Origin of the sequence: Brevundimonas pondensis (assembly GCF_017487345.1) — a bacterium.
Classification (GTDB): domain Bacteria; phylum Pseudomonadota; class Alphaproteobacteria; order Caulobacterales; family Caulobacteraceae; genus Brevundimonas; species Brevundimonas pondensis.
In genome coordinates, this window is the sequence record NZ_CP062006.1 from 2599936 (window position 1) to 2624522 (window position 24587).

Below are 24587 nucleotides of genomic sequence, written 5' to 3' on the forward strand. Positions count from 1 at the left end.
AAAAAGTTAGAAGGCGGCGTGTGCACTCGAATTTGCGACGTGTTGCGACGTTTTTTCCGGGTTTTCGACACCTCAGTGCACACAGAGCGCACACGAAATGGCGACCTACTCGAAACTCCCGTCAGGAACGTGGCGGGTCCAGGTAAGACGGAAGGGTCGCTATATAAGCGAGACCTTCCTCAAACGCGATGACGCCCGGCGGTGGGCAACCGAAGCCGAGGGACGGATCGATCGCGGAGAAGTTCCCACTCCGTCCCGTTCGGCCAAGCTGCGCACATTTGGCGAGCTCATCGACCTGCACATCCACGACATGAAGTCCGTCGGGAAGGCGCCCAGGCGATCGAAAGCGGCGACGCTCAAGATGCTGAAAACGCGCTTGGGCGGGAAGAAGATCGCCCAACTCGATCGACAACTCTTCATCGACTTCGGTCGGAGACGCGCCACCGAAGGCGCCGGCCCCATGACGCTGAGCATCGACATCGGCGCGATCAAGCTCATCCTCTCCTATGCCGCAGCGGTTCACGGCCTGACTGTCTCGGTTGAGGCTATTGATATGGCCCGCCTCGCCCTCAAGCGCCTTGACTTGATTGGCAAGGGCGTCGAGCGAGATCGCCGTCCCAGCGATGAAGAACTGGAGCGCTTGATCCGCCACTTCGAGGACAAGCCTCGTCAAACCATTCCCATGGGCGCCGTCATTCGCTTCGCGGTCGCGACGGCGATGCGCCAGGAAGAGATTTTCAAGGTCGTCTGGGGTGACTACGCAGCGCGGACCAAGATGCTGACCATCCGCGATCGCAAGGACCCTCGCGAGAAATCGGGCAACGACCAGCGTATTCCACTTCTTTCAGTCAGCGGCTTTGACCCCGTGGCGCTCATTGAAGAGCGGCGTTCCTCGCAGACAAACGCGGACGCCCGCATCTTCCCTTTCAATCACCGGTCAGCCGGCGCCGCGTTCACGAGAGCCTGCAAAGCGCTCGGCATCATCGATCTCCATTTTCACGACCTTCGCCATGAAGGGACAAGTCGCCTGTTCGAGGCGGGCTTCCAAATCCACCAGGTCGCGCTGGTCACCGGCCACAAGGACTGGAAGATGCTCCGACGGTACACCCACCTTCGTCCGGAATCCCTTCATCTCATTGCAGCGGGTCTGGCGGCATGAGCGGCACGCCGGTCACGGAAGCTGCGGCGGCGTAAAGCTTGGCTGGAAACCCTCACCATGCCAAATCCAGTCGCATGAACTCGATCCGAATTCGTCCGTATGATCCGGCTGATTTGACTGCTGTCGTCGAACTGTTCAACGGCTCGGTCAGAAAGATCGCCAGCCGTGACTACAGTCCGGCTCAAATCGAGGCCTGGGCGCCGGTTGCGGTTAACCTGGTCCAGTGGTCCGAGCGCCTTGAGCGTAAGCCGACGTTCATCGCAGAACATATGAATCGAATCGCAGGCTTCAGCGACCTCGGGCCGACCGGCCATATCGATATGCTATTCGTTCATTGCGAACATCAGGGTCGCGGCGTCGCCAAGAGCCTGATGGACCACATCCTGCTCAAGGCTCACGAACAAAAGCTGTCGTCTTTATGTACGGACGCGAGCATCACGGCAAAGCCGTTCTTTGAACGCAGCGGCTTCAAGGTGGCCTGGGAACAGGACGTCGAACTCCGCGGCCAGATCTTTCGCAACTATCGAATGATCAGGGTGCTCTAGCGCCGGTCAATCGCCCTAACCGCTCGATCTACATCATTCGACGGTTGGAAAAACCTGATGACCGCCTCCCACGATCGTGTCGCCTAGCCCGACACGGCGCGATCAAGATCGTTCTGCTCATCAGCATATCGACGGACGCGACCGGCCCATTTTCGTTCCCTTCAATGCCGGAACGAAATCGACCAGGTCAGATTGTCTCCGCACGGAGATCAAAATGCCTAAGACGTTCGATGTCGGAGATCATGTGAGCTGGAACTCCGAGGCAGGGCGAGTAACCGGCCGAATCACTCGGGTTCACACACGCGACTTCGATTACAAAGGCCACACGCACCGCGCTTCCAGAGCAGAACCTCAATATGAGATCAGGAGCGACAGGACAGATCACATCGCAGCTCACAAGGGGAGCGCACTGGATTATGTGCGACGCCGAGAATGACGCTGCCGTTCTACACGATCGGGCACTCGAACCGAAGTTTTGAAGATCTCGTCGCCCTGCTGCAGGAAGCACAGATCCTAAAAGTCGTCGATGTCCGCAAGATTCCGAGATCCAGAGCCAATCCTCAGTTCAACCAGGAAACACTTCCGCACAGGCTGGCGGAGCACCAGATAGCCTACGACCACAATGTCGGACTGGGCGGGAGGCGCGGTCGGATCGAAGATGTGGCCGACGACAGCAACGGTTACTGGGAGAACACGAGCTTCCACAACTACGCCGATTACGCTCTTTCCGCCTCTTTCCACGCCGGGTTAGAGCAGTTGATCGAAACGGGGCGGCGCCAACCTAGTGCGATCATGTGCTCGGAAGCAGTGTGGTGGCGGTGTCATCGACGGCTCATCGCCGACAACCTTCTCGCCAGGGGGGAGACTGTCATTCACATCATGCGGCACGGCAGGTTGGAGAAGGCTCGATTGACAGCAGGCGCTGTCATTCATCCCGACGGGACGGTCAGCTATCCGGCTTCTGCGCACCAGGAACAGCGTCGATAGCAATGCCATTGGCGCCATTCCTTCGGGAGGTGCGTTGCGCCATGGAAAGGAGCCTCCATGCCTAGTCGCAACCTGATCCCTGCGAGATCGCCCAGACGCCCGTTCCGTTCATTCGCCGCCCCTCATCAGCCGAGCTGCCAACAAACTAGGCCTGGCCGAGGCGGCCCCAAGCCATGACCGCAGAACGCTCCATACGGTCCAGACCCAAGACCACGACCGCCCTGCCCGCTTTTCGTCCCGTGCAGCTCGCCACGCTCGTCGACGCCGTGCCAGGAGGAAATCGCTGGCTGCATGAGATGAAGTACGATGGCTACCGGCTGGAGGTCGTCGTCGGCGGAAGTCGCGCTCGAGCCTTTACGCGCTCCGGACTCGACTGGTCGGAGAAGTTTTCGGGGATCGTCGACGCCGCTGCGTCCCTGAAGGTGGACTCCGCGGTGCTCGACGGCGAGGCTGTCGTGTTCGACGCCGAAGGGCGCTCCAGCTTCCAGACGTTGCAAGGCGCTCTGAAGGGCGAACCCGGCAAGATCGCCTATGTCGCTTTCGACCTTCTCGCGCTTAACGGGGAGGATTTGTCGTCGCGACCGTTGCTCGAGCGCAAGGCTCTTCTGCGCGACCTGCTTCCTAAGACGCCGGGACGGCTCCGTTACTCCGATCACATTCGGGGCAGCGGCGAAAAGCTGTTGAACAGCTTTTGCGCGAACGGCCTGGAGGGGGTGGTGTCCAAGCTGGCCGACAGCCGGTACGTCGGCGCGCGCTCGGCGGCTTGGGTGAAGACCAAATGCATCCAGCGTCAGGAGTTCGTTGTGGTGGGATGGCTTCCCTCAGACAAATCGCGCGCCTTCCGCTCCTTGATCCTCGCCGTCAATGACAACGGCGCCCTCCGCTATGCAGGCAAGGTTGGCACGGGCTTCGATACGATGGAGCTGCAACGGCTCCTGGAGGTCATGAAACCGCTCGAACAGGACAATCCCACCGTCAAGGCGCCCCGCGCCGAGGTTCGGGACGCCCGCTGGCTCCGCCCCCGGCTGGTCGCGGAAATCGCCTTCACTGAAATGACCAATGAAGGCACGTTGCGTCACCCGAGCTATCTCGGCCTGCGCGATGACAAGAAGCCCGAAGCGGTCGTTGTCGAGAAGCCGGCGTTGGAGACGCCAGCGCCGGGTGGCGAGATTGTGCCGATCAGCAACGCTCACGTCGGCCTCCCCCCCTCCGTGACCGTCAGGATCATCCGGGCCGGACTGCCGATCCTGTTGTCACAGGTCGAACTCGGCCTCGGGCTGGCGATCATCGCGCCCAGCGCTCTTGCGCACGCCCGTCTGCCGGCCGGACTGACCCACCGGCCGCTCAGCGCCAAGGATGGCCTGAGCGTCAGCTTCGCCGCGGCCTGGTATCATCAGAACGACAACCCGGCGCTGCGCCGGTTCGTCAGTTCAGCCCGCGCCGCGCGCTGACGTCGGATGAGCAAGCGCACCTGAAGACGATCGGCCGACCACCTGACGCGCCTTTGCTGTGATGAAGGATCTGTCGGCCGCCATGAAGCGGGACAGCATGGGGGCGATGAGTTGGGCGGCTGCGTAGGTTCTTTCCCCGTCGGCTGAAAGCACCTCGGCGTACAGGACCAGGTCACGGTGAACGTCCGCAGGCACTTCAATCGTCATCTTCACCGGAGTGTCGTCCTGCAGACCCGCCAGCTTGAGCGTGCTCATGGATCAATCTCCATAGGGTTGAAGGTTCAAGTCCTGGGTCAGGATGATGCGGAAAGCGAAACCCGGGCGGATGGTGATACGGGGCGGGATCGACAGGCCGCGTTCGACCAGACCTCGCCCCAGAGCGTCCATCCCTCGCCCTGTCCCGTCGCGGAGGGCGCGCGCCACGCGGTCTGCATCATCCACGTCAACCGCCGCGCCGCTGACGGCGAGCAAGGTCGTCAGGGCCGCCGCCCTCAGTCGTTCGCCCCAGCGCTGGTCCGTGCGGTCCTCAAGGCCCGCATAGCCCCGTGCGTCAGACGCCGCCTCGTCCTCGAGGGCGATAGAGCGGCCGTTCGGCAGGATGATCCGGGTCCAGCGCACCGTAAGGCGAGTCTGCCCCTGGCTCACCTCCGAGGCATGCGACCCGATCAGCCGCGAGCCCTTGGGGATCAGAAGGTCCCGACCGGTCAGGGTGTCGTGCACATCCGCGGTGATCTGGCCAAGCACGGGTCCCTCCAGGTCGGACCGGATGCCCGTCACCAGGCTGGCCTCCAGGACCGATCCCGCCAGCAGGGTTGCGTCCGTCGCAGCGTCCGCCCTCCTGTCGACCTTGACCTCGGGCGGGCCGCCCGGCGAGCCCCGTGCGCTGTCAGAATTGATCGAGCCGTTCTGGATCAGAAGCAGAGGCGAGCCGCGCGCCGCTTCGGCTTCCACGCGGCGCCGCTCGCCCTCGGCGCGGCGCGCCTCTGCCCGATGCGCGTCGGGACCGGCAGATGCTGTCGCGCCCGGGCTCGCCTCGGCGGCGTTCCGTGCGTTCAGGACAGGCTTGCCCAGGTCGCCGGGCAGCGGCGGCCCCATTCGCGGCGCCGCGTAATCCCCAGGCAGGGCGCGCACAGCCTCGGGCGGGGGAGCCCTGGATGGAACGAGCTCCACTGACGGCGTTTCCTTTGAGGTCTTCACCAGGCCGAAACCCGCTGCGGTCGAGACGGCCGCCACCAGGCCGGCGGCCCCCGCCATCGCCGCCTTGCGCGAAAGCCGAAGAGGTTTTGGCGGATCAGCCCTGAGCCTCATGGCCCTGACAGTCGGATCGAGGTCGGCGGACGCGTCCTTCATCGTCCGTCCCTCCTCTTTTCGATCGCCACGATCCGGGTTCGCCGGCCGGAAACAAGACGAAGCTCCGCCTTGTCGAACAGACGGTCGACGACGACCCGACGGCCGAGCACGCGGTAGTTCACCAGCGCCGCCTCGCCGTCGGCTTCGATGAGAAAGAGCGGCGGGAGGCTTGCCTGATCGATCGCGGCGTCGAACTCGAGAACGACCTGCCGACCGTCGTCAAACACCCGTACAGGTCGCCAGGCCAGTCGCGGGCCCGATACGCGATAGCCGAAGTCGAGGTCCTCCAGCCTCATCCGGGGCTCGGCGTCGCGCTCGGCCTGCCGCGTGGCCCGAGCCTCAAGGGCGACGAGGTCCTCAAGCGGATAACGCCAGGACACGCCGGCCATATAGGCGACGGGTCGAGCGTTGAGCTCTATATGATAGGTCCGCCGGTCGGTGTTGATGACGAGGTTGGTTTTCAGGTCACTGCGCGTGGGTTTGACCAGAATATGGGTCCGACGGGCGTCGCCGGCGCCGCTTTCCGTCTGGCCGATGATCCAGCGAACCGTGTCGCCGGCCGCCACCGGCCCCTGCCCCGCCAGGGCCTCTCCCGGCTGCAAGGCGATGTCGGTGACATGTCCGGGCGCGGCGTAGACCTGAAACAGCGCGCCCGCCTCATAGGCGTAGACCTGGGTCGCATTCAGGTAGTTCTCGCTGGACGGTTGCACACGCGCGGCGGCGTTGGCCGCGACGACGTCCGCTCCGGGAGACGAAACGCTTCTCCGCGCGGACTGGAATGTCGACGCCTCTGTCATGCAGGGAACAGCAAGGCAGAGCGCGACCAGGGCCGCGGACGGCAGGTGAAGGCGGTAATCGTTGCACATGGTTCCGTCCCAACGCCTCAGGCGCCGGTCGGCTTCTTGTCGCCCGGCTTGTCAATGTACGGCCGGAAGGGGCCATCCCCTGTTCCGCGCCCTGACCGCGGCCCAGGCGGCCTTGACCGTGGCGGCGGCGGCCATGACCAGCAAGCATTGTGTGGGCACGGCGTCGGTCCGGCGGGATGTAGCGGCCCCTGCTCAATCGCCTCGAGCGAACAGGCCCATGCCCGCGTCCGCATGTCCTCAAGCGTCCCCAGTACCCTGGCGGCGACGCCGGGCGCGGACCGCTTCAGCGCCGCAATCAACCGGGCGAACATGTTCGCCAGAACAGAATCCTGCCGAACGGCGGGTCCCTGGCGCCAGAGCGCGACCAGTTGGAGCACCTGCAGTTCGACCGAGGTCGGCGTCGCGTCGCTCATTGGGGGGCCCCACGAGCCGCAGGCCGGCGACAAGCCGGGCGATCAGATCGACCGTGGGCGGCGGGACATCAGGGCGCTCACGCTGTTCGAGCGCGCGATCCCGCTCTTTCAGATCGCGGGCGAACCCCTCCGCGGAATCAGGGCTTTCCTGTCCATTTCCATCTCCTCAAGCACCGACCCGAGGCGAATTCTATACGTGAACAACAACAGAACAAGCGTGTTGGAACGATTGATCACAGATCCCGTAGGACTGCGGACAAACCGCACCCCGCGACAAGGTTTCAAGACGACGGGGGACGCCGGGAACCGACTGACGCCCGGTTCGTTTGGAGGGCGCCAACGAGGAAAAATGGCGTGATTTCATACTATTGTATCGTAAATATGCCCGGCGTTCCGGCGCGGGAAATCCAGTTTCTGAACGCGTGTGACGACGCCGGTGCGGTGAGCGCCCTCGCCTCGGTCGCCGCGCAATGGGTCGGCTTCGACACTATCTGCCTTTATCACGGCGAGCGTTTCATCAAGGTGGTCAGCAATCCTGGACAGGGTTTCCCCCAGAACGCCCTGCCGCCATCCGCGCGTCCGATCATCCTGGACAAGGCGGCCTGAATGCGCCCGTCGTCCTGCCAGGGCGGAGCGCCCGGCCCCGATCCGCTGCAATCACACGCCAACGGATGAGCGGCTCTGCGCCAGATGGAGGCTCGTCCGCCCCTCGCCAGGGCTCCCGTGCTCCATTATTCCATGTCCCTCGGAAATCGATGGGATGCGAGCTCCGGCAAAACCGCGTGATCGTCGTCGCGGGCCTCAGCCTGCGCCGCTTTCAGGAAAACCGCGCGCCCCAACGGGCGCGCGGTCCATCAGTCCGGAAACCTATTCGGCTGCAAGGTCATGGACCTCGTCGAGCGAAGGCGGCGGTCCATCGCCATCACCTTCCTGCGCCGGTTCCTTCGCCAAGGTTTCGATGGTTCGCAGGACCGGGGGCAACCATCCTCTCCCTTCCAGAAGCCGCTCCGCCGCGTCGGCCATATCGCCCTTCTTGAAGCCGACGATCCGCCCGGCCTCTTCCGGGCCGACCGCCTCCGTCACGGCCTCCAACACCCGCGCCTTGGGGACGCGCGCGAAGTAGCTGGCGGCGGTGGCCGACCATGTCCGCCTCATGTCCAGCCCGACCGCCGTCGCGAGAGTTTCGGCCTGAGCCCATGCGCCGGGTCGGCGGTCATGGGGATCGCGAACGGCGAGAAGGCCGACGCCCGCACAACAGGCCAGCAGGTCAAGCAACTTGTCGCGCCCCATGGGCGCCAGCACCGCCCATAGGTCCGCCGCCCGCTCCGGCAGCCGCGCGCCCCAAGCCTCGAGACGGTCAACCACGCGCCGACACGCGGGGCTGTCCCCGACGCCCGGCGCGAGCGGTTCCAGTCCCCCGACCGAGAGACGCAGTTGCAGGGGCGTGAAGTCGCCGCAGCCGGGATAGAAGACCTGCAGAGCCATGGCGTGAACCACCGTCGCGAGGGCGGCGGCGACATCGGCTTGAACCGCATCTCTCAGGCCCATGGTCTTGTGGGCCGTCAGGTCGATCAGCAGGCGCTCAGAGAGGGGCGCCGGTTCCTCGTTCCGTTCGGCGCCGTCGCCTTTGGAACGCGGGTGGTCGCCCTCAAGATAGCCCGACGCGCCGTCACTCTCGCCTTCCTCGGCCTCCTCCTCCCAGGGCGGAGGGGGCACCGGCGCCGCATCCTCGGCCCGGACCAGACCGCGCTCGAAGCGGGCCAGGCCGTCATGGCCCAGCATGACCATGATCCCGGACCGCGCCTTGGCCTCCGGCGCATAGTCATAGTCCGGTCCATAGGCCTGCAAGGCCTTGTCGATGGCTTCGAGCCGGGCGTCGGTCTCCGACGGCAAGACTTCGACCGCGTCGGCCTCGGAAATGAGCCGGTCATATTCCTCCGAGAGCGCCGCCATCTCCGCGACCTCCGCCTCGGACCGGACCACCACCACCGGATAGACCCGCCCGAAGTCCGCCGCCTCCGAGAAGTCGGCGCAGACCCCGGCCCATTTCCAGCCCTCGCGCTGACGCGCCGCCTCGGCCAGCGCCGTCAGCTTCTCGCCGACCAGCCGGTCCAGCAGGATCGGGTCTTCCAGCCAACCTCCGCCGTCCTCGGTGAAGAGATCGCGCAGCACGACGCCGCCCTCGGCCTCATAGGCCTCAAGCCCCACGAAACCGACGCGCCGGTCGTCGGCGCGGACCTTGGCCTCGGTCATGGCGCGACGAATGGCGAAGACGGAGGGATAGGGTCCCATCTGCGCCATCACCTGACGCTGGCGGTCCTGATCCTCGCTGACGCAGAAGGCGGTCAGAATATCGAGGGTGATCGTCCCCTCGCGATAGGCGGTCATCAGTTCGGGCGCCGCCGCGCCCAGCCGCAGGCGCTGTCGCACCACCTGAGCCGACACCCCGAAACGCGCGCCGATCTCTTCCGGGCCGTAGCCCCTGTCTTCCGCCAGCCTGCGGAAGGCTTCGAACTGGTCGGCGGGATGCATGGCTTCGCGCGTGATGTTTTCATCAAGGCTGATTTCGTGGGCGTCGTTCTCGGTATCGACCGTGACCCTGACCGGATGGGTTCCCTTGATCGCCTTTCTCTTGGATAACAGCCGCAGAGCCTGCCGCCGTCCTTCCCCTATGGTGACGAGATAGTTGCCGGTCGCTTCGCCGTTCGCCGCGCGCTCGATCTCGACCACGGGCGGCTGCAACACCCCCTTGGCCCTAATCGACGCCGCCAGCGCCTCAATGGCCGCTTCGGAGTGTTTCACCTTCCGGGCGTTCCGGGGGGACGCCTTCAAACGGTTCAGCGGAACCACGATCTCCGCGCCATGGCCCGGCTCCTGATCCTCTCCGACAGCAGCGGCGCCAGCCGCCTCAAGGGCGAGGGCTTGGGTAGATTGAGCAGTCATGTCTGCCTCCTTTGGGCAAGGGTTGCAGGCACGCGAGAGACGCGCCTGAAACCCTGCCCGTCGGCGAGACCGGGGTAGCAAGGGCCAGGGCGGATCGGCCGGAGGGGGATCGCCCGGCCTGCACAAGCTTCCACCCCGTCCGGCGTGGGCCTTGTCGTCCGCGCGGAAGGCCGGGGAGACCGGCCCATTCGGCGGCTAAGCCGCGCACCCTGGCCAGCGCGAGGGCGGAGCCCTTCCATGTCCTTTTTCAAGTGTCTGGACGTGCGAAATCCCTCCACGCCACCGGCGGGAGATGAGCGGAGTGAGAGGTTCGTCAGGTTGGGGGCGGAGCGGCCCTGGCGACGGTCGATCCGTCTGTCATTCGCGGTTGAGTCCGCATGAACGCGTTTCGTCGCGGGCTGATTAGTTCAGGCGTCGACGCGTGGCCTGCCCGCGGGGGTCTAGAACGTCCCTGACCTTCCGCTTCTCCTCCCGGCATGACGGGCCAGGGCTCGGCGCTCAGGGCGCCGCTGGCCTCACCTCTTGACCGATCGCCCAGATGAGGCCCGAGAGCTCACCAGCGATGGCGGCGATGAAGACGGTCGACCGTTTGCCGCTAGCGCTCACAAGACGATAGCGGTCGCAAAGGCGCACTTGGGCCTTGTACGCCACGTCCCGCAACACCGTCAGCTGACGGGAGGTCTTTCCGATTAAAACTCGTGGCGGATAGCGATAGTCTCAGGCGGCGCACGCACACCGCCGTTCATTCCGTGATGGTTTCTTTGGCCGCGCGAACGACCGGCGTCAGCCAACGGACGCACTCGAGGGCCATGTAGAAGGTCTTCGATGCGAGTGCTGACATGGCATCGTTCCCCATGGTTTCTCCCCGGACCAGAAACTCTCGCGAGCTGACCCGTTCGCACCAGCCATCCTCGACCAACCTATGCATATGTCGTCTGACCGTCTCGTACGGCAGCCCGAGGGAGCTTGATACGCTCAAGATTGAAACAGGACGCCTCAATTCATCGGGGAAGACGCCTTTCACGGCGTCGGCCCGCAGACAGTGATGATGGTTGAGATGGCTCACCGAAGCGCGCGCCGCGGCAAAGAAGACGAACATGCGCGTAAAGTCGTAGTCGAAAGGCTCGGCGCAAGCAGGTCCCAAGCGGAGCAAGGCGTCAAGCATCTGGCCGAAGGCGAAATTACGCAAGGCGTCGGCGGGCGGCGGATTATCGGACAACAAAACGGCAAGATCGGTCATGGCCGGCGTCCAGAGAAACGCGCACAAACCGCCCGACTCTCCCCGCGGCATGGTAACTGAGAGAATGAGAATCGGGACAATGTCATGAAGCTAACGATCTGGGTCGGCATGGTGCTCGGGCTGACCCTGATCTGTCTTTCGGTGGTAGGGGCCGCCGCCGGATGGCCGGCTCCGGTGAGCGAAGGCGGATCGGAGACTGTTAAGAGCTTGCTTTCTGCAGACAACGTCCGGTCTCTCCTTACCCAAGCGCCGACGATTGCGACAGGCTTCCCGCCTTTCGGGACGATCATGCTTGTCTCCATCGGCGCAAGCATCGCCGTCTTGTCCGGTCTGATCGAGGATTTCGCGCGACTTGTCAGCCGAATTTCGTCCCGCGCGCTGGCCACGCCCTTGGTGTTCAGCCTGGGCTTGCTAGCCCATCAGTTGTCCGACGCGCTAATTCTAGTCTACTTGCCAGCCTGCGCGATGATCTTCAGTCATCATGGCCGGCACCCCGCCCTCGGCGTCCTGGCCGGATTCGCCGCCTTTTCCGGCGCTCTCTACGCCTCATTTGGTCCTGGCCTCCAAGATCTGGTTCTGCTCGGCATTACGCACCAGGCGGCGCAGGCCGCCGGCCTGGAGTGGGCGTTCAACCCCTTGGCCAACTGGTGGTTTTCCGCTGCCAGCGCCGTCGCTCTGCTGTTCGCGGGTTGGGTCGTGACTGACCGCGTGCTGGAGCGCACACCCCGTTTCCGGCCCGCGCCGCCCCAAACTGACGAGATGAACCCGAACGGCCTCGGCCTGGTCGCCGCCGCAGCGGCAGGAGCCGTCGTGCTTGCCATCTATGCGGGCCTTTCTCTAGGCCAGGCCGCTCCTCTCGCAGATTATCGGGCCCACAGCCTGGCGCGACACACCCCGGCCTTTGAGGCGGGCGCTGCCTTCCTCACCCTCCTGTTGATGAGCATGGGTCTCGCCTATGCGGTCAGCGCGAGGCGCTGGCGCTCGGCCGAGGATGTTTATCAGGCCCTCACCTACGGCATGGAGCGTCTGGCCCCATTCTTCCTAATGGCTGTCTTCATAGGGTTTCTGCTGGCGATGATCGATCTTTCCCGGCTGGGGGATGCCGCCGTAACCGCCCTGACCCTCGGGTTAAGGGAAAGCCGGGCAGACCAGGTCGTGTTGATTGCGGCGCTGACGGGCACCACCGCGATCCTCGACTTCATCGTCTTCTCGGCTTCGGCGAAATGGGCGCTGATGGCCCCTACCCTGATCCCGGCTTTCGCACAGGCCGGTCTTTCGCCCGAACTCGTCACAGCGAGCTTCCGACTCGGCGATTCCGTGGCCAATATCCTCAACCCGCTGCAGCCGGCGGCCGCGCTCGCGATACTCAATGTCCGTCGTTGGGCGCCTGAGATTTCGCTCGGGCGCTTTCTAGCCTGCATGGCCCTGTACGCTATCGCCTATTCTCTCGTCGGCGGCGGACTGCTTGCACTCTGGATCGCGAGGGGCTGGGCCTTCGGCCCCTTCACGTGAAGACATGCCGGGCGTTCAGCTCCCCCCGGCGTGAGGCGTAACGATGCGGGACAATAGACCGTCCAGTGCAGCCAGTTCCGCCACGCTCATGCGCGCCAGGGCGGTCTCCCCCGCTGTGGCGGAACGGCGACGCTCCTGATCGACCTTGGCCGCCCCGGACGGGGTTACATGAACCGTATTGATGCGGCGATCGGTTGGATGTTGGCGGCGGTCGATCAGACCCTCTTTCTCAAGGCGGTCGATGATGCGCGTGACACAAGATGGACTTGTGGCCAAGGCGCCCGCAATCTCAGCCTGGCTGACGCCTCGTCTTCCTGCGGCGGCGACGACCTGCAATATCCGCCCCTGCCGGTCGTGATCGCGATGTTCGGAGGTACTAATCCGTTCCAGCTTCGCGGCGACCGATGAGGCCAGGGCGCGCCATTCGGGCGCGGGCGCAGGTTCAAGCCTCATATGGCGGACGGACGAAAAAGACGACGACATGGTGAAATCTCCAGGGCCGCTCCTTCGACGCCCTTAAGGAGATTTTCAACGCCGCCTCTACCCAATACGGGGAAAATTCCATCATCCGTGGCCGGAGTGATTCAAGTAGGTCGCCAAACAGCGTTCAAGCTCGTCGAGCAGAAGGCCCGCACTGGACTCCGGCAAACGGCCCGAATGGAGCAGAACAATCAATTCGACAGCGGGATTCAAGGCCCCTGGCGGCCAGTACTGGCTTTGCCGCAAGGCGTCCGCCTGGGCACAAAGCATGACAAGCGCACGTCCCAGAGCGGGCACTCCCAAGGCGCCGCACGCTGTCAGCGCCGCGTCTGCGTCGTGAATCAACTGATCCAGTTCATAAGAGGCCGGGCGTCGTGACGGATCGCGGTCGATGAAGGCCTTCACCTTGTCCAGCCGAAGGGCGAGTTCTTCCCGACAGATGGTTTCCAGCGAAGCCAGATTCGCCTCCGCTGCGGCCAGAGCTTCACGCGGGCGCATGCCGTCGCGCGCCCGCACCATGGCCTGGAGCCGGTTCTCGACGCGGCGGATGATTACTGCTGTCATGACGAGACCTTTTGGGGCTGAAGCAGACTGTCGATTTCGGCCTGGGACATATTTGGGTCCACGGCGTCGCCGACTTCCGCAGAAAGATCCGTCTGGCGTCGCCCTGGGTGACCGTCCGGCACGCCTTCGTACCTGAACCGCCGGTCGGGCCCCATATAGACGCCTGCTTCGACAAAATGCCGCCCCGCACGTCCCATCCAGAGAATGCGGTCCAGCATGACGCTGGCGCTGAGCGGTTTCCGAACGATGAAGTTCGCGCCGCAGTCCCGCGCCATCTTCACCTGCGACAAGGGCGTATGCCCCGCCAGGGCTAGAACAGGGGCGTACCGGTTCGGCTCCTGCGCCGAATGACGAAGCCAACTGATTTCAGCGAACCCGTTGCCCGAAAGACTGCTGTCCACCAAGAACAGGTCATAGGCCTGGGCGTTGACTTGCTGCCGAAAAGCCTCGGCGTTCTGAGCCCTCCCGATCTGCTGGACACCGAATCCCATGAGAATTTGCGAGAGGATATCGAGGCCGGATGCGCTGTCGTCCGCACACAGGACCTGAGCCTCGCTCAGGTCTATCCGACTATTCCAGACGTCCTTCTTCATCGCCTTCTCCTCACGCCCCGGAAGCAAGGAAACGTCCGTCGCTTTTTCCTTCGCGGCAAACCGCGGCGGCACACGTCACGTAGCGGAAGTTCCGCTGAGATCAAGGCAACGGAATACATCTTCCACCACCGGCGCAGCATTGATCAGCCTCAATTCGCGGCCGTCTTCGGCCCAAACGCCGAAGACGGCCAACAGAAAACACACGCCGTGGCTGTCGACATGCGTCACCGCGCTTCCATCGAGATCAAGGTCGCAGCCGCGCCGCGCTTCAATACGCGCCTCGAGCGTCTTGGTCGTCTCCTTGTCGAGCCGGGGCGGCAAAGCCTCCAGGTTCGGCCGGCACGCCGCCATCAAAACTCCTTCCACTCCGAGGACGGCGCGCGGACCGTCGCAGTGCTTGCAGGGCGCCGCCTCTCCCCCAGATTCACCACGCCGGCACGGGCGAGCGCCGGGCGTGGCGGGGCCTTGGCCGACGGCGGCGCGGCGTGTTCCCGCACGCTGAAACGGCCCACCAACCGCGCCAGTTGGTCCGCCTCCTGGGTAAGATTGAGGCTGGCGGCGGTGGATTGTTCGACCATGGCCGCATTCTGTTGCGTCGCCTGGTCCATGAGGTTTACTGCGGTGTTGATCTCGCCCAGGGCGAGGGACTGTTCACGCGCCGAAGCCGTGATTTCGTTCATAAGGCCGTGGATGTCCTGGATTCGGCTGACCATGGCGCTGAGAGCATCTTCGGTTTCGCTCACCTGGGAAACCCCCGACTCGATCTGCCGCGCCGACTCGGAGATCAGGGTCTTGATCTCCTTGGCGGCCTCGGCCGAGCGTTGAGCGAGCGCGCGGACTTCGGACGCCACCACCGCGAAACCCCGCCCTGCCTCGCCAGCCCTGGCCGCCTCCACCCCGGCGTTCAGCGCAAGGAGGTTGGTCTGGAAGGCAATCTCGTCGATGACGCCGATGATCTGGCTGATCTGGGTGGCGGATCGCTTGATCTCGCCCATGGCGGCGGTCGTTCGTATCATGACCTCAGCGGCGCGATCACCGTCGCTCCGGGTGAAGTCCACGACAGCCGAAGCTCGCTGCGCGCCGTCCGCCGACTTCTGTACGGTGACGGTGATTTGGTCGAGAGCCGCGGCCGTCTCTTCCAGCGTCGCCGCCTGGTGTTCGGTTCGTCTGGACAGATCATCGGCCGCCTGGCTGATTTCGCCCACGCCGCTGCGCATGGCGCGGGTGTTGACGGAAACTTCCGCCATGGCTGTTTCCAGCTTTTCGAGCGCCGCGTTGAAATCGGTCTTGAGCCGACCGTACTCGCCGCTGAAATCCGATGATATCCGCGTCGTGAGATCGCCTTCGGCGAGACGGGTCAGAGCCTCCCCGGTCGCTTGCACAACCGCCTGCTGTGCAAGCTCAGCCGAATGTCGCCTCTCGTCGGCTTCGCGGCGGGCGGTTTCGGCCGCTTCGAGATAGAGGGAGATGACGAAATCCATGTCGAGCATGGCGGCCTTGATCACGACGCCGAGCGTCGCCGCAAGTTCTTTGCCCCCGTCGCCCTTCGACCACCGTGAGCGGTTCATTTCATGCTCAGCGACGATCGCGCCTGTCAGGGCTTCAAGGACCAGGGCGTAGCCGCCAATGTACCATCGAGGCTCAAGCCCGATACGCGCATGCGTTGAGCCGATGCGCTGAACGCTTTCCACATAGGACTTATCGAAACGCCCTGAGGCGATATTGGACCAATGGGCCGCCTGGGAGCTTTTCGCGCCATTAATCTGACGCTCGCCGGCGAAGAAACGCGCCACCTCGGGAAACTGACGGATCTGTGCGTAGAAGCCTTCCAGACTCTCAGGAAGCGCCCGTTCGATCGTGGCTTGCGTCCGCGCGAGTCGCTGCTGGGCCGCCTCGTCCAGCTTTATGAAAGCAAGACGCTTCTTTAATTGAAAGGGATCCGACATGACCACGCGCCTCCTGAATATGGAGAGCCTTTTGCCGCCACTTCCTGAAGCTCGACCTACTGATGCATCGCACACGCAATAATTGCGGCTTCGAATGATTGTGCACCGCAACCAATCTTTACGGAAGGGCAAGATTGGGGATCACCTCATGGCGAGGCGGTCGTGCCCTGAACCCTGACCGGCGACGCGACCACATCGTCCGCCCGAGAAGGTCTCTCTTCAGCTCTGATGAAATCCCGATGAAGCGTCCCAAACCTCGCCTCCGCTCGAGCACCGTGGATCTCATCTGCGCCGGCCTTTTCGCCGGACTGACCATCGGCGTCATGCTGATCGTCGTGCTTTGATGCTTCGACTTCAAACCGAAACGAGCGCCCACTCTGGAAGGCGGCGGACGTCTGCGGCGCTGGTCCGAGTCCTGTTTCCAACATAAGCTCGGATCTTAACCCTGCTTAACATCTAGCGTTCAAGCTTCAGACATGGGCCGCAGACCAAGCCGCCAGGCCGATCCGGCGTTGGTGTTCCCTAGCCCCTGCCGCGACCAGAACACCTCGATCCGCAGGCCTCCGTACCGGGCCGTCTTCAGCTCCAGTCGCCCGCCGCTGTCGGTCACGCGATCCGATGCGATAGCCAGACCGAGACCGTGGCGACCGCCCCTTTCGCAAGTCAACTAGGTTAGATCGCCCACGCGGATGTTGTTGTACTTCCCAGGTCTGACGCCGCCTGACGCGGCCTGTTGAACTTGCGTACAATTCAGAAATGCGTAGCGGGCCTCGCCAATGGAACGACCGCGATGGCCGATCACCCAACGAATGGACCGATCCAGCACGCTCAAGCCACTCGCTGAGCGGGGCATATTAATTTTGTCATCCCAGAGAAGGCGAACCTGGTTGCCTCCCTTTGCCGCCCATGCATCGGCTGGAGAGGCCCGTGGTCATGCCGCTCAGGTCCCTGCGATCCTTCGCATATCGGATCGACGCCAGAACATCGCGGCACTCCAGACAGACACGTCCGCCGTCAGCTAGGCGCTAGGTGTTCAAATTCAGTTCCGCAACCATGAAGTCGACGAAGGCCCTCACCTTCGGCATGGCGAGTACCTCATCACAATTACGCAGCATATCGCGCAATGCCCTGTGTATTGATGTCCAACAGGAATGATCCATCGAGATTTCTACGACAACGCCATCGTGCGGAAGGCCTACACAGCCAAAAAGCTGTTGGACCTCGCCTTCCTGGTCAGAACCAAGTGACGAAGGTCTACGCCCGCAACGGAATGGTCTTTCCCGTCTCCTGCTCGTCCACACTGCTGCATCTCAACAAGAATGGACCGGCTTCCGTGACAGAGGTCGCCCGCGCGTTGCCCCCCTCACCAGACGGTGGCGCAACTCCTCGCCACGCTCAGCAAGCTCCACGTCATCGAAAAGCGAACCGACGCCGCCGACCGCCGACGCACCGAGTATTTTCTGACCGAGTTCGGCACGGCCCAGGCCAGCCTTGGTCGGCTGGGCCGCTTGAAATCCATTTTTCCGGCTGCACGCAAAGTCGCATCTCGATCCATTGCGGACCTATCCGATTGCCTTGGTCAATCGTCCAGCTAACGTAGAGCTATGGAAATCAACCGCAGAATCGTCGTTGCTGGAGTGGGTTTGACCGTCACTTCACCCCTCCACGCTTCTGCTGCGAGCATGGGGAGCGCGCCGATGTACGGCTTAATCGGGAAAATGACAGCGCAGCCAGGTCGTCGCGACGAGTTGATAAGCATCCTCATCGAGGGTGTGAGCGGTCTGCCAGGCTGTTTAAGCTACATTGTTGCGGCCGACCCGCAGGAGCCGGATGTGATCTGGATCACAGAGGCGTGGCAGAGCAAGGAGGCGCACGGCGCTTCACTCACGCTACCGTCTGTCCGCGATGCGATCTCTAAAGGGCGTCCGATGATCGCGGGAATGTCGAGGGTGGCCGAAACGGAGCCGGCAGGAGGGCACGGCCTCGTCACGCCTACCCTCTGACATCCGCTTCCCACCCTTGGTCGACGTTGATGGCGACCGCTTTCCAGTCCGAAGGCCAATGTCTGCTTTCGGCGCTGAAGCCCACGACCGCAATCGACCCTTAGCTGACGTTTAGCTCTTGGGGCCTACGCCAAGCATATCCGGGCGTTCTGGCGGAGCGCGACGGACTCCTGCGGGCGGGCGATCGCACCATCACCCTTCCTTCCGACACATCGATTAATCCTCACGCCATCGTGTGTCGGCGCTGGCGAGGTCGGCCCGGCCTCCTGCTGGTCGCGGTTCCGCTGATCGCTCAGGTAAGATCAGACGGGACCACAGGAGACCTGGACGTGCTGGTCGTGCTCGAGGGCAGGCAGGAGCGCGGCCGGGGGCGCGAAACCCTTGCCGCAACAGACGAGCCCAGAACTGCGCGATATCGCCTGACGGAAAGGCGATGCTTGTGGGGTCAATGGCCGCAGACGATCCTATGGTTCTCAGACCATCCGATCTCTAGGGTTGCATGAAGCACCGCCAAAGCTAGGACCTCCCTCACGCATGCCTCACGCCCTGTTGTTGCTTGTTCCGTTCGGGGCCCCCTTCGCGGCGGCCATGATGGCTCTTTTTCTGCCGTCACGCGCCCGGAACGCCGCAGCAGCTCTGGCCTGGTTAACCTCTTTGGCGGGTCTGCTCTGTCTGGTGGCCCTGTTCCCGGCGGTCGCCAGCGGTGAACCCGTACGCTGGTCGACACCATGGCTCCCGACGCTCGGCGTCAACTTCACCCTGCGGCTGGACGGGCTGGCCTGGCTCTTCGCGATCATGGTCCAGGGCATCGGAGCCCTCGTCGTGCTCTATGCCCGCTACTATATGTCGGCCGACGACCCGGTTCCGCGCTTCTTCGCCTTCCTGCTGGCCTTCATGGGCGCGATGACGGGCATGGTCATGGCTGGCGACCTGATCCAGTTGGCCGTCTTCTGGGAGCTGACCAGCCTCTTTTCCTTCCTTCTGATCGGCTACTGGCACCATAGCGCGGCGGCGCGCGACGGGGCGCGGATGGCGCTGACGGTCACGGCGGCGGGTGGTCTGTGCCTGCTGGCCGGGGTCGTTGTGCTGGGCCGCATCGTCGGGAGTTTCGACCTGGATGTCGTGCTGGCGTCCGGCGAGGTCATCAAGAATAGCCCCTGGTATCTGACCGCCCTGCTTCTGATGCTGGCTGGCGCCCTGACCAAGAGCGCGCAGTTCCCCTTCCATTTCTGGCTGCCGCGCGCGATGGCGGCCCCGACCCCGGTCAGCGCCTATCTGCATTCGGCGACGATGGTGAAGGCGGGCGTCTTTGTGATGATCCGCCTGTGGCCGGTGCTGGCGGGGACCGACGCCTGGTATGTCATCGTCAGCACGGCGGGGATGGCGACCTTGTTGTTCGGCGCATGGAGCGCCGTCTTCCAGAATGATCTCAAAGGCTTGCTGGCCTATTCCACCATCAGCCATCTGGGCCTGATCACCCTGCTTCTGGGGCTGGGCAGTCCGCTTGCGGCGGTGGCGGCCATCTTTCACACCGTGAACCACGCCACATTCAAGGCCTCGCTCTTCATGGCCGCCGGGGTCATCGACCACGAGACGGGCACGCGCGACATGCGCAAGCTGAGCGGCCTCAGGCGATCGATGCCGGTTACGGCGGCGCTCGCCATCGTCGCGGCCGCCGCCATGGCGGGGGTGCCCTTGCTGAACGGCTTTCTATCCAAGGAGATGTTCCTGGCCGAGGCGGTCGCCCATACCGGCGGGCGCCACCTGAACCTGGCCCTGCCCCTTCTGGCCACGGTCGCCAGCCTGCTGAGCGTGCTCTATTCGGTGCGCTTCATCCACCAGACCTTCTTTGGTCCGCCGCCCGTCGATCTGCCCAAAGAGCCCCATGAGCCCCCGCGCTGGATGCGCTTTCCCATCGAGGTCCTGGTCGGCCTGTGCATCATCGTCGGCGTCTTGCCGGCCATCACCATCGGCCCGGTCCTGGCCGTCGCCGTGCGCTCGGTGCTGGGCGATGACGTCCCCTACTACAGCCTCGCCCTGTGGCATGGCTTCAACCTGCCGCTGCTCATGAGCATGATTGCGCTGATCGGCGGCGTGACGCTCTACAAGCTGCTGGGTCCCCGCATCAACGCCAGCAAGCGGCCGTGGCTGGTTGGCCGTTTCAACGGCGCACGCGCCTATGACCGCGTCATGCGGACCTTCAAGCAGTCGGCGGAATGGATTGTCAGTCGCTTCGGCGCCAGCCGCCAGCAGGCGCGCCTGCGCGCGATTATCCTGACCTGTATGCTGGCCGCGGTCCTGGCGAGCGGTCTGGCGGGACTGGGCTTCAACGAAGCCGGGGTGACCATCCAGCGTCCCAGTCTGGGCTTCACCCTGCTCTGGATCATTGGGGCGTCCTGCGCAGTCGCCGCAGCCTGGCAGGCCAAGTATCACCGGCTGGCCGCTGTGGTTCTGGTCGGCGGCGCCGGTCTGGTCAGTTGCATGACCTTCGTCTGGTTCTCGGCGCCCGATCTGGCCACGACCCAGATGCTGGTCGAGGTCGTCACCACGGTCCTGCTGTTGATCGGCCTGCGCTGGCTGCCGAAACGCTTGCCCGGTCTGGGCTCCCCCGAACAGGAGGCCAAGGCTAGGCGGCGGCGCGCCAGCGACCTGGCCATCGCCATCCTGGCCGGCGCCGGAATGGCCCTGACAGCCTTCGCCGTCATGACGCGGCCCTCGGCGTCGCCGCTCGCCCGTTACTTCCTTGACCATGCCTATTCGGAGGCGGGCGGTCGCAATGTCGTGAACGTCCTTCTGGTCGATTTCCGCGCCTTCGACACCCTGGGCGAGATCACGGTCCTGGGCATTGTCGGTCTGACGATCTGGGCCCTGCTACGGCGCTTTCGCCCCGCGTCCGACAGCCTCGGCCAGACCGAGCAGAAGCGCATTCAGGACGACAGCGACGACCGACGGGAAGACCGCAAGCTGGGCGACACCCTGTCCGAGACCATGCTGATCCCACGCGTGGTCATGCGCTGGCTGTTTCCCTTCATCGTCCTGCTGGCGCTGCATCTCTTCCTGCGCGGACACGACCTGCCCGGCGGCGGCTTCGCGGCGGGCGTGACCCTGTCGATCGCCTTCATCCTGCAATATATGGCCTCAGGCGCTCGCTGGGTCGAAGAGCGGCTGGAGATCCTCCCCTTGGTCTGGATCGGCGGCGGGCTGCTGATCGCCGGCCTGTCGGGGGTCGCCTCATGGCTTTTCGGCTATTCGCTGCTGACGTCCTGGTTCCGCTATGTGGACTTGCCGCTGATCGGCAAGACGCCTCTGGCGTCGGCGGTCGTGTTCGATGCAGGCGTCGCCCTGCTGGTGGTCGGCGCGACCGTCCTGATGCTCGTCGCCATCGCGCACCAGTCCCTGCGCAAGTCGCGGGCGGTCACGACCGCGACCACTGAAGAGGAGACCGTCTAATGGAAATGGTTCTCGCTCTCGGGATCGGAGTGCTGACCGCCGCCGGCGTCTGGCTGCTGCTGCGACCTCGCACCTTCCAGGTCATCATCGGCCTCTCCCTGCTCGGCTATGCCGTCAACCTGTTCATCTTCGCCATGGGCCGTCTGCGCGCGGGCGCCCCTCCCGTGCTTAAAGGCAATGGTCCGGTTGATCCCGCCGCCTATGCCGACCCTGTGCCCCAAGCCCTAGTCCTGACCGCCATCGTCATCAGCTTCGCCCTGACCGCTCTGTTCCTGGTGGTGCTGCTGACCAGCCGAGGCATCACCGGCAGCGACCATATCGACGGACGGGAGCCGGGCGAATGACCGACTGGCTTGACCATCTCATCGTCGTACCTGTGGTGCTCCCGCTAATCGCGGCGGCAGCCATGCTGCTGCTCAAGGAGCAGCGCTATGGTCTAAAGGCCCTGGTCAGCCTGCTGTGCCTGATCACCCTGGTCGGCGTGGCCTACCTCCTGCTGCACGAAGCGGCGAGCGGCGGACCGGCAGGCGACGACACGGCACGTATCTACAACCTCGGAGCCTGGTCGGCGCCTTTCGGCATCACCCTGGTGGCGGATCGGCTTTCGGCGCTGATGCTGGCCCTGACAGCGACGCTGGCGGCTGGCGGCCTGCTTTTCTCCTATGCCCGTTGGGACCGGGCGGGTCCGCGTTTCCACGCCCTCTTTCTGTTGCTGGTCATGGGCGTGAACGGCGCCGTCCTAACGGGCGACCTGTTCAACCTCTTCGTCTTCTTCGAAGTCATGCTGGCCGCCTCTTACGGCCTGTTGCTGCACGGGTCGGGCGAGAAACGGGTTCGGGCCGGACTGGGCTATGTCGCCATCAACCTGACCGCTTCGCTGTTCTTCCTTATCGGGGTCAGCCTGATCTACGGGGTGACCGGCGCGCTCAACATGGCTGACATCGCCAGCAAGGTCGCGACCATCCCCGACCATGACCGCGCCCTGTTCCACGTCGGCTGCGCCATCCTGGGGGTTGCCTTCCTGGTCAAGGCAGCGGCTTGGCCGCTCGGCTTCTGGCTGCCGGGCGCCTATGCCGCCGCCAGCGCCCCGGTCGCAGCGGTCTTCGCCATCCTCAGCAAGGTCGGGGTCTATGTCATCCTGCGCCTTGCCACCCTGTTGTTTGGGACCGACGCAGGGGCCTCAGAAGGGTTTGGCAATACCTGGCTGCTCGCGGCGGGCGTGGCCACGGTTATCTTCGGCGCTGCCGGCATGGTCGCGGCCCGACGCCTGGAAGGGGCCGCCGGCTATGCCGTCATGGTCTCGTCCGGCACGGTTCTGGCCATCGCCGGAACCACCGTGCCCGAAGCGGTTGGCGGCGCGCTTTTCTACATGGCGGCCTCCACACTTGCGGCGGGGACCCTGTTTCTTATCGCCGAGATTCTGGCGAGGGGCGAGGACGTGGCTGCGTCGCCGCAGGATGCGGTCTTCGACGATGAGTATGACGACCCTTTCGCCGCCGACGACGTGCATGAAGTCGGGCGCGTCATGCCTGCGTCGACCGCCTTCCTCGGCGGGGCCTTCATCCTGGCCGCCCTGGTGACCGTCAGCCTGCCGCCGCTGGCGGGCTTCGCCGGCAAGCTGAGCATCTTCGTCGCGCTGTTGGCGGGCGACGGCGCGATGTCGACCGCCAGCTGGGTCCTGATCGGCGCGCTGACCCTGTCCAGTTTCGCCGCCCTGATCGCCCTGACGCGGTTCGGCGTGGCGGGTTTCTGGCGCGAGGACGCCGTCGCGCCCAAGGTTCGCAGTCCCGAGTTCCTGGCCATCGGCGGCCTGGTCCTGTGCTGCTTGTGGCTGAGCGCCGGCGCCGCCGCCAGCCTTACCTATGCCGAGAAGACCGGCGAATGGCTGGCCACGCCCAATTCCTATATCAGCGCCGTGCTGGGAGACGCAGAATGATCCGCGCCCTCCTGCCCCACCCCTTGCTGACCTTGGGTCTCTTCGCCACCTGGCTGCTGCTGAGCGGGTCAGTCTCGGCGGGCGACGTGCTTGTCGCCATCATGGCAGCCCTGGCGATCCCCCAGGTCATGCGACGGCTTGAGCCTGACCGGTCCGGCGTCCGCTCGCCGGGCACCGTTATGCGACTGGCCAGCTACGTCGCTGTCGATGTCCTGCGGTCCAACTACGCCGTGGGCACGATTATTCTGGGGCGGCGCAAACGCGAACGCGTATCCGGCTTCATCCATGTTCCGCTGGATCTGCGTAACCGATACGGCCTGGCCGTGCTCGCCATCATCGTGACCAGCACGCCGGGCACCCTATGGGTCCAGTATGACCGGCTGTCGGGCCGTCTGCTCCTGCATGTTCTCGATCTGGTCGAGGAACAGGACTGGATCGACCTGATCAAGGGCCGATACGAACGCCTGCTGATGGATATCTTCCCGTGACCGCCTCCGCCGTTCTCTACTGGGGGTTGGGCGTGGCCCAGACCATGCTGTTGCTGGCCATGCTGCTGGCCGCATGGCGCATGATGCGCGGCCCCCGCGCGCAAGACCGCGTCCTGGGCCTCGACACCCTCTATCTAAACGCCATGTTGCTGATCCTGGTTCAGGGGATGCGTAGCGGCGTCGGCCTCTATTTCGAGGCGGCCCTGATCATCGGCATGCTGGGCTTCACCGCGACCGTCGCCCTGGCCAAGTTCCTGATGCGTGGGGAGGTGATCGAATGACCCCGTCTGAATTGCCGCTTTGGGCGGCCTCGACCATCGTCGCCGTTACGGTTTTCGGCAGCCTCCTTGCGCTTACCGGCTCCATCGGCCTTGTCGTGCTGAGACGCTTTTATGAGCGGGTCCATGCCCCGACCCTGGGCGCCACCCTGGGCATGGCCCTGATCGTCGTGGCCTCGGTGATGTTCTGGTCCCTGGCCGAGGGTCGCCTGGCCCTGCAGGACCTGCTGATCGGGATATTCCTGACCGTTACGACGCCTGTAACGCTGATCCTGCTGGCTCGCGCCGCCGTCTATCGTGACCGCGTCGAGGGCGATGAGGATGCACCGCCAGAATAGGCTTCAGGGCGATAGATCGATGGAAGCGCAACGACAGCCAACCCG

General features: G+C 64.3%; 25 protein-coding genes. 14 read left to right on the forward strand and 11 right to left on the reverse strand.

The genetic code is table 11. The annotated features are described in order from the left end of the window. The first annotated feature begins 97 nt into the window (after positions 1 to 97). The 5 genes from IFE19_RS12970 to ligD all read left to right on the forward strand — a co-directional run bounded on the left by IFE19_RS12970 (position 98) and on the right by ligD (position 4142). Positions 98 to 1159, forward strand: coding sequence for a site-specific integrase (locus IFE19_RS12970; RefSeq protein ID WP_207822949.1), 1062 nt, complete (start codon positions 98 to 100; stop codon positions 1157 to 1159). A gap of 74 nt (positions 1160 to 1233) precedes the next feature. Continuing rightward, positions 1234 to 1704 carry a GNAT family N-acetyltransferase gene (locus IFE19_RS12975; RefSeq protein WP_207822951.1) on the forward strand — a complete coding sequence of 157 codons (471 nt, stop codon included), beginning with the start codon at positions 1234 to 1236 and terminating at the stop codon, positions 1702 to 1704. A 214-nt stretch (positions 1705 to 1918) separates the two neighbouring features. After that, entirely contained in the window at positions 1919 to 2140 is a 222-nt protein-coding gene (locus IFE19_RS12980; RefSeq protein WP_207822953.1) for a hypervirulence associated TUDOR domain-containing protein, read from the forward strand. Next, positions 2137 to 2691, forward strand: coding sequence for a DUF488 domain-containing protein (locus tag IFE19_RS12985; protein ID WP_207822955.1), 555 nt, complete (start codon positions 2137 to 2139; stop codon positions 2689 to 2691). Before IFE19_RS12980 ends, IFE19_RS12985 begins: the two co-directional genes overlap by 4 nt. Before the next feature lie 173 nt (positions 2692 to 2864). Beyond that, positions 2865 to 4142, forward strand: coding sequence for a non-homologous end-joining DNA ligase (ligD, locus tag IFE19_RS12990; protein WP_207822957.1), 1278 nt, complete (start codon positions 2865 to 2867; stop codon positions 4140 to 4142). On the opposite strand, the gene IFE19_RS12995 is transcribed toward ligD, so the two are convergent. The 3 genes from IFE19_RS12995 to trbG form a co-directional block, all read right to left on the reverse strand. Then, positions 4122 to 4397, reverse strand: a complete 276-nt coding sequence (locus IFE19_RS12995) for a DUF2274 domain-containing protein (RefSeq protein ID WP_207822961.1) — start codon at positions 4395 to 4397, stop codon at positions 4122 to 4124. The two genes, ligD and IFE19_RS12995, sit on opposite strands and share 21 nt — an antisense overlap. A 3-nt stretch (positions 4398 to 4400) precedes the next feature. After that, complete coding sequence (locus IFE19_RS13000) at positions 4401 to 5396, reverse strand: TrbI/VirB10 family protein (protein WP_207822962.1); 996 nt, start codon at positions 5394 to 5396, stop codon at positions 4401 to 4403. A gap of 92 nt (positions 5397 to 5488) precedes the next feature. Next, on the reverse strand, positions 5489 to 6202 hold the full coding sequence (trbG, locus tag IFE19_RS13005) for a P-type conjugative transfer protein TrbG (RefSeq protein ID WP_225910273.1): 714 nt from the start codon (positions 6200 to 6202) through the stop codon (positions 5489 to 5491). A 950-nt stretch (positions 6203 to 7152) separates the two neighbouring features. On the opposite strand from trbG, the gene IFE19_RS13010 reads away from it, so the two are divergent. Further along, positions 7153 to 7377, forward strand: coding sequence for a hypothetical protein (locus IFE19_RS13010; protein ID WP_225910274.1), 225 nt, complete (start codon positions 7153 to 7155; stop codon positions 7375 to 7377). Between the two features lie 261 nt (positions 7378 to 7638). On the opposite strand, the gene IFE19_RS13015 is transcribed toward IFE19_RS13010, so the two are convergent. Together IFE19_RS13015 and IFE19_RS13020 are read right to left on the reverse strand one after the other, a co-directional pair. Next, positions 7639 to 9714 (reverse strand): ParB/RepB/Spo0J family partition protein, encoded by a 2076-nt coding sequence (locus IFE19_RS13015; protein WP_207822967.1) that lies wholly within the window; start codon positions 9712 to 9714, stop codon positions 7639 to 7641. Positions 9715 to 10456: 742 nt separating this feature from the next. Next, positions 10457 to 10954, reverse strand: a complete 498-nt coding sequence (locus tag IFE19_RS13020; RefSeq protein WP_207822970.1) for a hypothetical protein — start codon at positions 10952 to 10954, stop codon at positions 10457 to 10459. Between the two features lie 84 nt (positions 10955 to 11038). Between IFE19_RS13020 and IFE19_RS13025 the strand changes: the two genes are divergently transcribed. After that, on the forward strand, positions 11039 to 12466 hold the full coding sequence (locus IFE19_RS13025) for an AbgT family transporter (RefSeq protein ID WP_207822972.1): 1428 nt from the start codon (positions 11039 to 11041) through the stop codon (positions 12464 to 12466). A 15-nt stretch (positions 12467 to 12481) separates the two neighbouring features. Here IFE19_RS13025 and IFE19_RS18120 read toward each other — a convergent pair whose 3' ends face one another. From IFE19_RS18120 to IFE19_RS13055, 6 genes are all read right to left on the reverse strand, one after another. Next, on the reverse strand, positions 12482 to 12949 hold the full coding sequence (locus IFE19_RS18120; RefSeq protein ID WP_207822973.1) for a MarR family winged helix-turn-helix transcriptional regulator: 468 nt from the start codon (positions 12947 to 12949) through the stop codon (positions 12482 to 12484). 81 nt (positions 12950 to 13030) lie between these two features. Beyond that, positions 13031 to 13510 carry a hypothetical protein gene (locus IFE19_RS13035; protein ID WP_207822976.1) on the reverse strand — a complete coding sequence of 160 codons (480 nt, stop codon included), beginning with the start codon at positions 13508 to 13510 and terminating at the stop codon, positions 13031 to 13033. Further along, positions 13507 to 14103 carry a response regulator gene (locus tag IFE19_RS13040; protein WP_207822978.1) on the reverse strand — a complete coding sequence of 199 codons (597 nt, stop codon included), beginning with the start codon at positions 14101 to 14103 and terminating at the stop codon, positions 13507 to 13509. The genes IFE19_RS13035 and IFE19_RS13040 overlap by 4 nt, the downstream gene beginning before the upstream one ends. A gap of 75 nt (positions 14104 to 14178) precedes the next feature. Next, positions 14179 to 14454: an STAS domain-containing protein gene (locus tag IFE19_RS13045; protein WP_207822980.1), complete on the reverse strand. Its 276-nt coding sequence runs from the start codon at positions 14452 to 14454 to the stop codon at positions 14179 to 14181. Next, positions 14454 to 16049, reverse strand: coding sequence for a methyl-accepting chemotaxis protein (locus IFE19_RS13050; protein ID WP_207822982.1), 1596 nt, complete (start codon positions 16047 to 16049; stop codon positions 14454 to 14456). The genes IFE19_RS13045 and IFE19_RS13050 overlap by 1 nt, the downstream gene beginning before the upstream one ends. 463 nt (positions 16050 to 16512) lie before the next feature. After that, positions 16513 to 16659, reverse strand: coding sequence for a hypothetical protein (locus tag IFE19_RS13055; RefSeq protein WP_207822985.1), 147 nt, complete (start codon positions 16657 to 16659; stop codon positions 16513 to 16515). A 994-nt stretch (positions 16660 to 17653) separates the two neighbouring features. Between IFE19_RS13055 and IFE19_RS13060 the strand changes: the two genes are divergently transcribed. From IFE19_RS13060 to mnhG, 7 genes are all read left to right on the forward strand, one after another. Continuing rightward, positions 17654 to 18052, forward strand: coding sequence for a putative quinol monooxygenase (locus IFE19_RS13060; RefSeq protein ID WP_225910275.1), 399 nt, complete (start codon positions 17654 to 17656; stop codon positions 18050 to 18052). Positions 18053 to 18586: 534 nt separating this feature from the next. Beyond that, positions 18587 to 21502, forward strand: coding sequence for a monovalent cation/H+ antiporter subunit A (locus tag IFE19_RS13065; RefSeq protein ID WP_207822988.1), 2916 nt, complete (start codon positions 18587 to 18589; stop codon positions 21500 to 21502). Beyond that, the gene (locus tag IFE19_RS13070; protein ID WP_207822990.1) at positions 21502 to 21846 is read left to right on the forward strand and encodes a Na+/H+ antiporter subunit C; all 345 of its coding nucleotides are present in this window, start codon (positions 21502 to 21504) and stop codon (positions 21844 to 21846) included. Before IFE19_RS13065 ends, IFE19_RS13070 begins: the two co-directional genes overlap by 1 nt. Next, positions 21843 to 23438, forward strand: coding sequence for a monovalent cation/H+ antiporter subunit D (locus IFE19_RS13075; protein ID WP_207822992.1), 1596 nt, complete (start codon positions 21843 to 21845; stop codon positions 23436 to 23438). Before IFE19_RS13070 ends, IFE19_RS13075 begins: the two co-directional genes overlap by 4 nt. Further along, positions 23435 to 23926: a Na+/H+ antiporter subunit E gene (locus IFE19_RS13080; protein WP_207822995.1), complete on the forward strand. Its 492-nt coding sequence runs from the start codon at positions 23435 to 23437 to the stop codon at positions 23924 to 23926. Before IFE19_RS13075 ends, IFE19_RS13080 begins: the two co-directional genes overlap by 4 nt. Then, on the forward strand, positions 23923 to 24207 hold the full coding sequence (locus IFE19_RS13085) for a K+/H+ antiporter subunit F (RefSeq protein WP_225910276.1): 285 nt from the start codon (positions 23923 to 23925) through the stop codon (positions 24205 to 24207). The genes IFE19_RS13080 and IFE19_RS13085 overlap by 4 nt, the downstream gene beginning before the upstream one ends. Then, the gene (mnhG, locus tag IFE19_RS13090; protein WP_207822997.1) at positions 24204 to 24542 is read left to right on the forward strand and encodes a monovalent cation/H(+) antiporter subunit G; all 339 of its coding nucleotides are present in this window, start codon (positions 24204 to 24206) and stop codon (positions 24540 to 24542) included. Before IFE19_RS13085 ends, mnhG begins: the two co-directional genes overlap by 4 nt. The last annotated feature ends 45 nt before the right edge of the window (positions 24543 to 24587 follow it).

Bases quoted from the DNA above. Each gene is read 5' to 3' on its own strand.
- IFE19_RS13010 (WP_225910274.1), top strand. From the start codon at position 7,153: ATGCCCGGCGTTCCGGCGCGGGAAATCCAGTTTCTGAACGCGTGTGAC.
- IFE19_RS13070 (WP_207822990.1), top strand. From the start codon at position 21,502: ATGGAAATGGTTCTCGCTCTCGGGATCGGAGTGCTGACCGCCGCCGGC.
- IFE19_RS13015 (WP_207822967.1), bottom strand. From the start codon at position 9,714: ATGACTGCTCAATCTACCCAAGCCCTCGCCCTTGAGGCGGCTGGCGCC.
- IFE19_RS13040 (WP_207822978.1), bottom strand. From the start codon at position 14,103: ATGAAGAAGGACGTCTGGAATAGTCGGATAGACCTGAGCGAGGCTCAG.
- IFE19_RS13075 (WP_207822992.1), top strand. From the start codon at position 21,843: ATGACCGACTGGCTTGACCATCTCATCGTCGTACCTGTGGTGCTCCCG.
- IFE19_RS12985 (WP_207822955.1), top strand. From the start codon at position 2,137: ATGACGCTGCCGTTCTACACGATCGGGCACTCGAACCGAAGTTTTGAA.
- IFE19_RS13045 (WP_207822980.1), bottom strand. From the start codon at position 14,454: ATGGCGGCGTGCCGGCCGAACCTGGAGGCTTTGCCGCCCCGGCTCGAC.
- IFE19_RS12970 (WP_207822949.1), top strand. From the start codon at position 98: ATGGCGACCTACTCGAAACTCCCGTCAGGAACGTGGCGGGTCCAGGTA.
- IFE19_RS18120 (WP_207822973.1), bottom strand. From the start codon at position 12,949: ATGTCGTCGTCTTTTTCGTCCGTCCGCCATATGAGGCTTGAACCTGCG.
- IFE19_RS13080 (WP_207822995.1), top strand. From the start codon at position 23,435: ATGATCCGCGCCCTCCTGCCCCACCCCTTGCTGACCTTGGGTCTCTTC.
- IFE19_RS13020 (WP_207822970.1), bottom strand. From the start codon at position 10,954: ATGACCGATCTTGCCGTTTTGTTGTCCGATAATCCGCCGCCCGCCGAC.
- IFE19_RS13000 (WP_207822962.1), bottom strand. From the start codon at position 5,396: ATGGCGGGGGCCGCCGGCCTGGTGGCGGCCGTCTCGACCGCAGCGGGT.
- IFE19_RS13065 (WP_207822988.1), top strand. From the start codon at position 18,587: ATGCCTCACGCCCTGTTGTTGCTTGTTCCGTTCGGGGCCCCCTTCGCG.
- IFE19_RS13025 (WP_207822972.1), top strand. From the start codon at position 11,039: ATGAAGCTAACGATCTGGGTCGGCATGGTGCTCGGGCTGACCCTGATC.
- mnhG (WP_207822997.1), top strand. From the start codon at position 24,204: ATGACCCCGTCTGAATTGCCGCTTTGGGCGGCCTCGACCATCGTCGCC.
- IFE19_RS13060 (WP_225910275.1), top strand. From the start codon at position 17,654: ATGGAAATCAACCGCAGAATCGTCGTTGCTGGAGTGGGTTTGACCGTC.
- IFE19_RS13050 (WP_207822982.1), bottom strand. From the start codon at position 16,049: ATGTCGGATCCCTTTCAATTAAAGAAGCGTCTTGCTTTCATAAAGCTG.
- ligD (WP_207822957.1), top strand. From the start codon at position 2,865: ATGACCGCAGAACGCTCCATACGGTCCAGACCCAAGACCACGACCGCC.
- IFE19_RS12995 (WP_207822961.1), bottom strand. From the start codon at position 4,397: ATGAGCACGCTCAAGCTGGCGGGTCTGCAGGACGACACTCCGGTGAAG.
- IFE19_RS13035 (WP_207822976.1), bottom strand. From the start codon at position 13,510: ATGACAGCAGTAATCATCCGCCGCGTCGAGAACCGGCTCCAGGCCATG.
- IFE19_RS12975 (WP_207822951.1), top strand. From the start codon at position 1,234: ATGAACTCGATCCGAATTCGTCCGTATGATCCGGCTGATTTGACTGCT.
- IFE19_RS12980 (WP_207822953.1), top strand. From the start codon at position 1,919: ATGCCTAAGACGTTCGATGTCGGAGATCATGTGAGCTGGAACTCCGAG.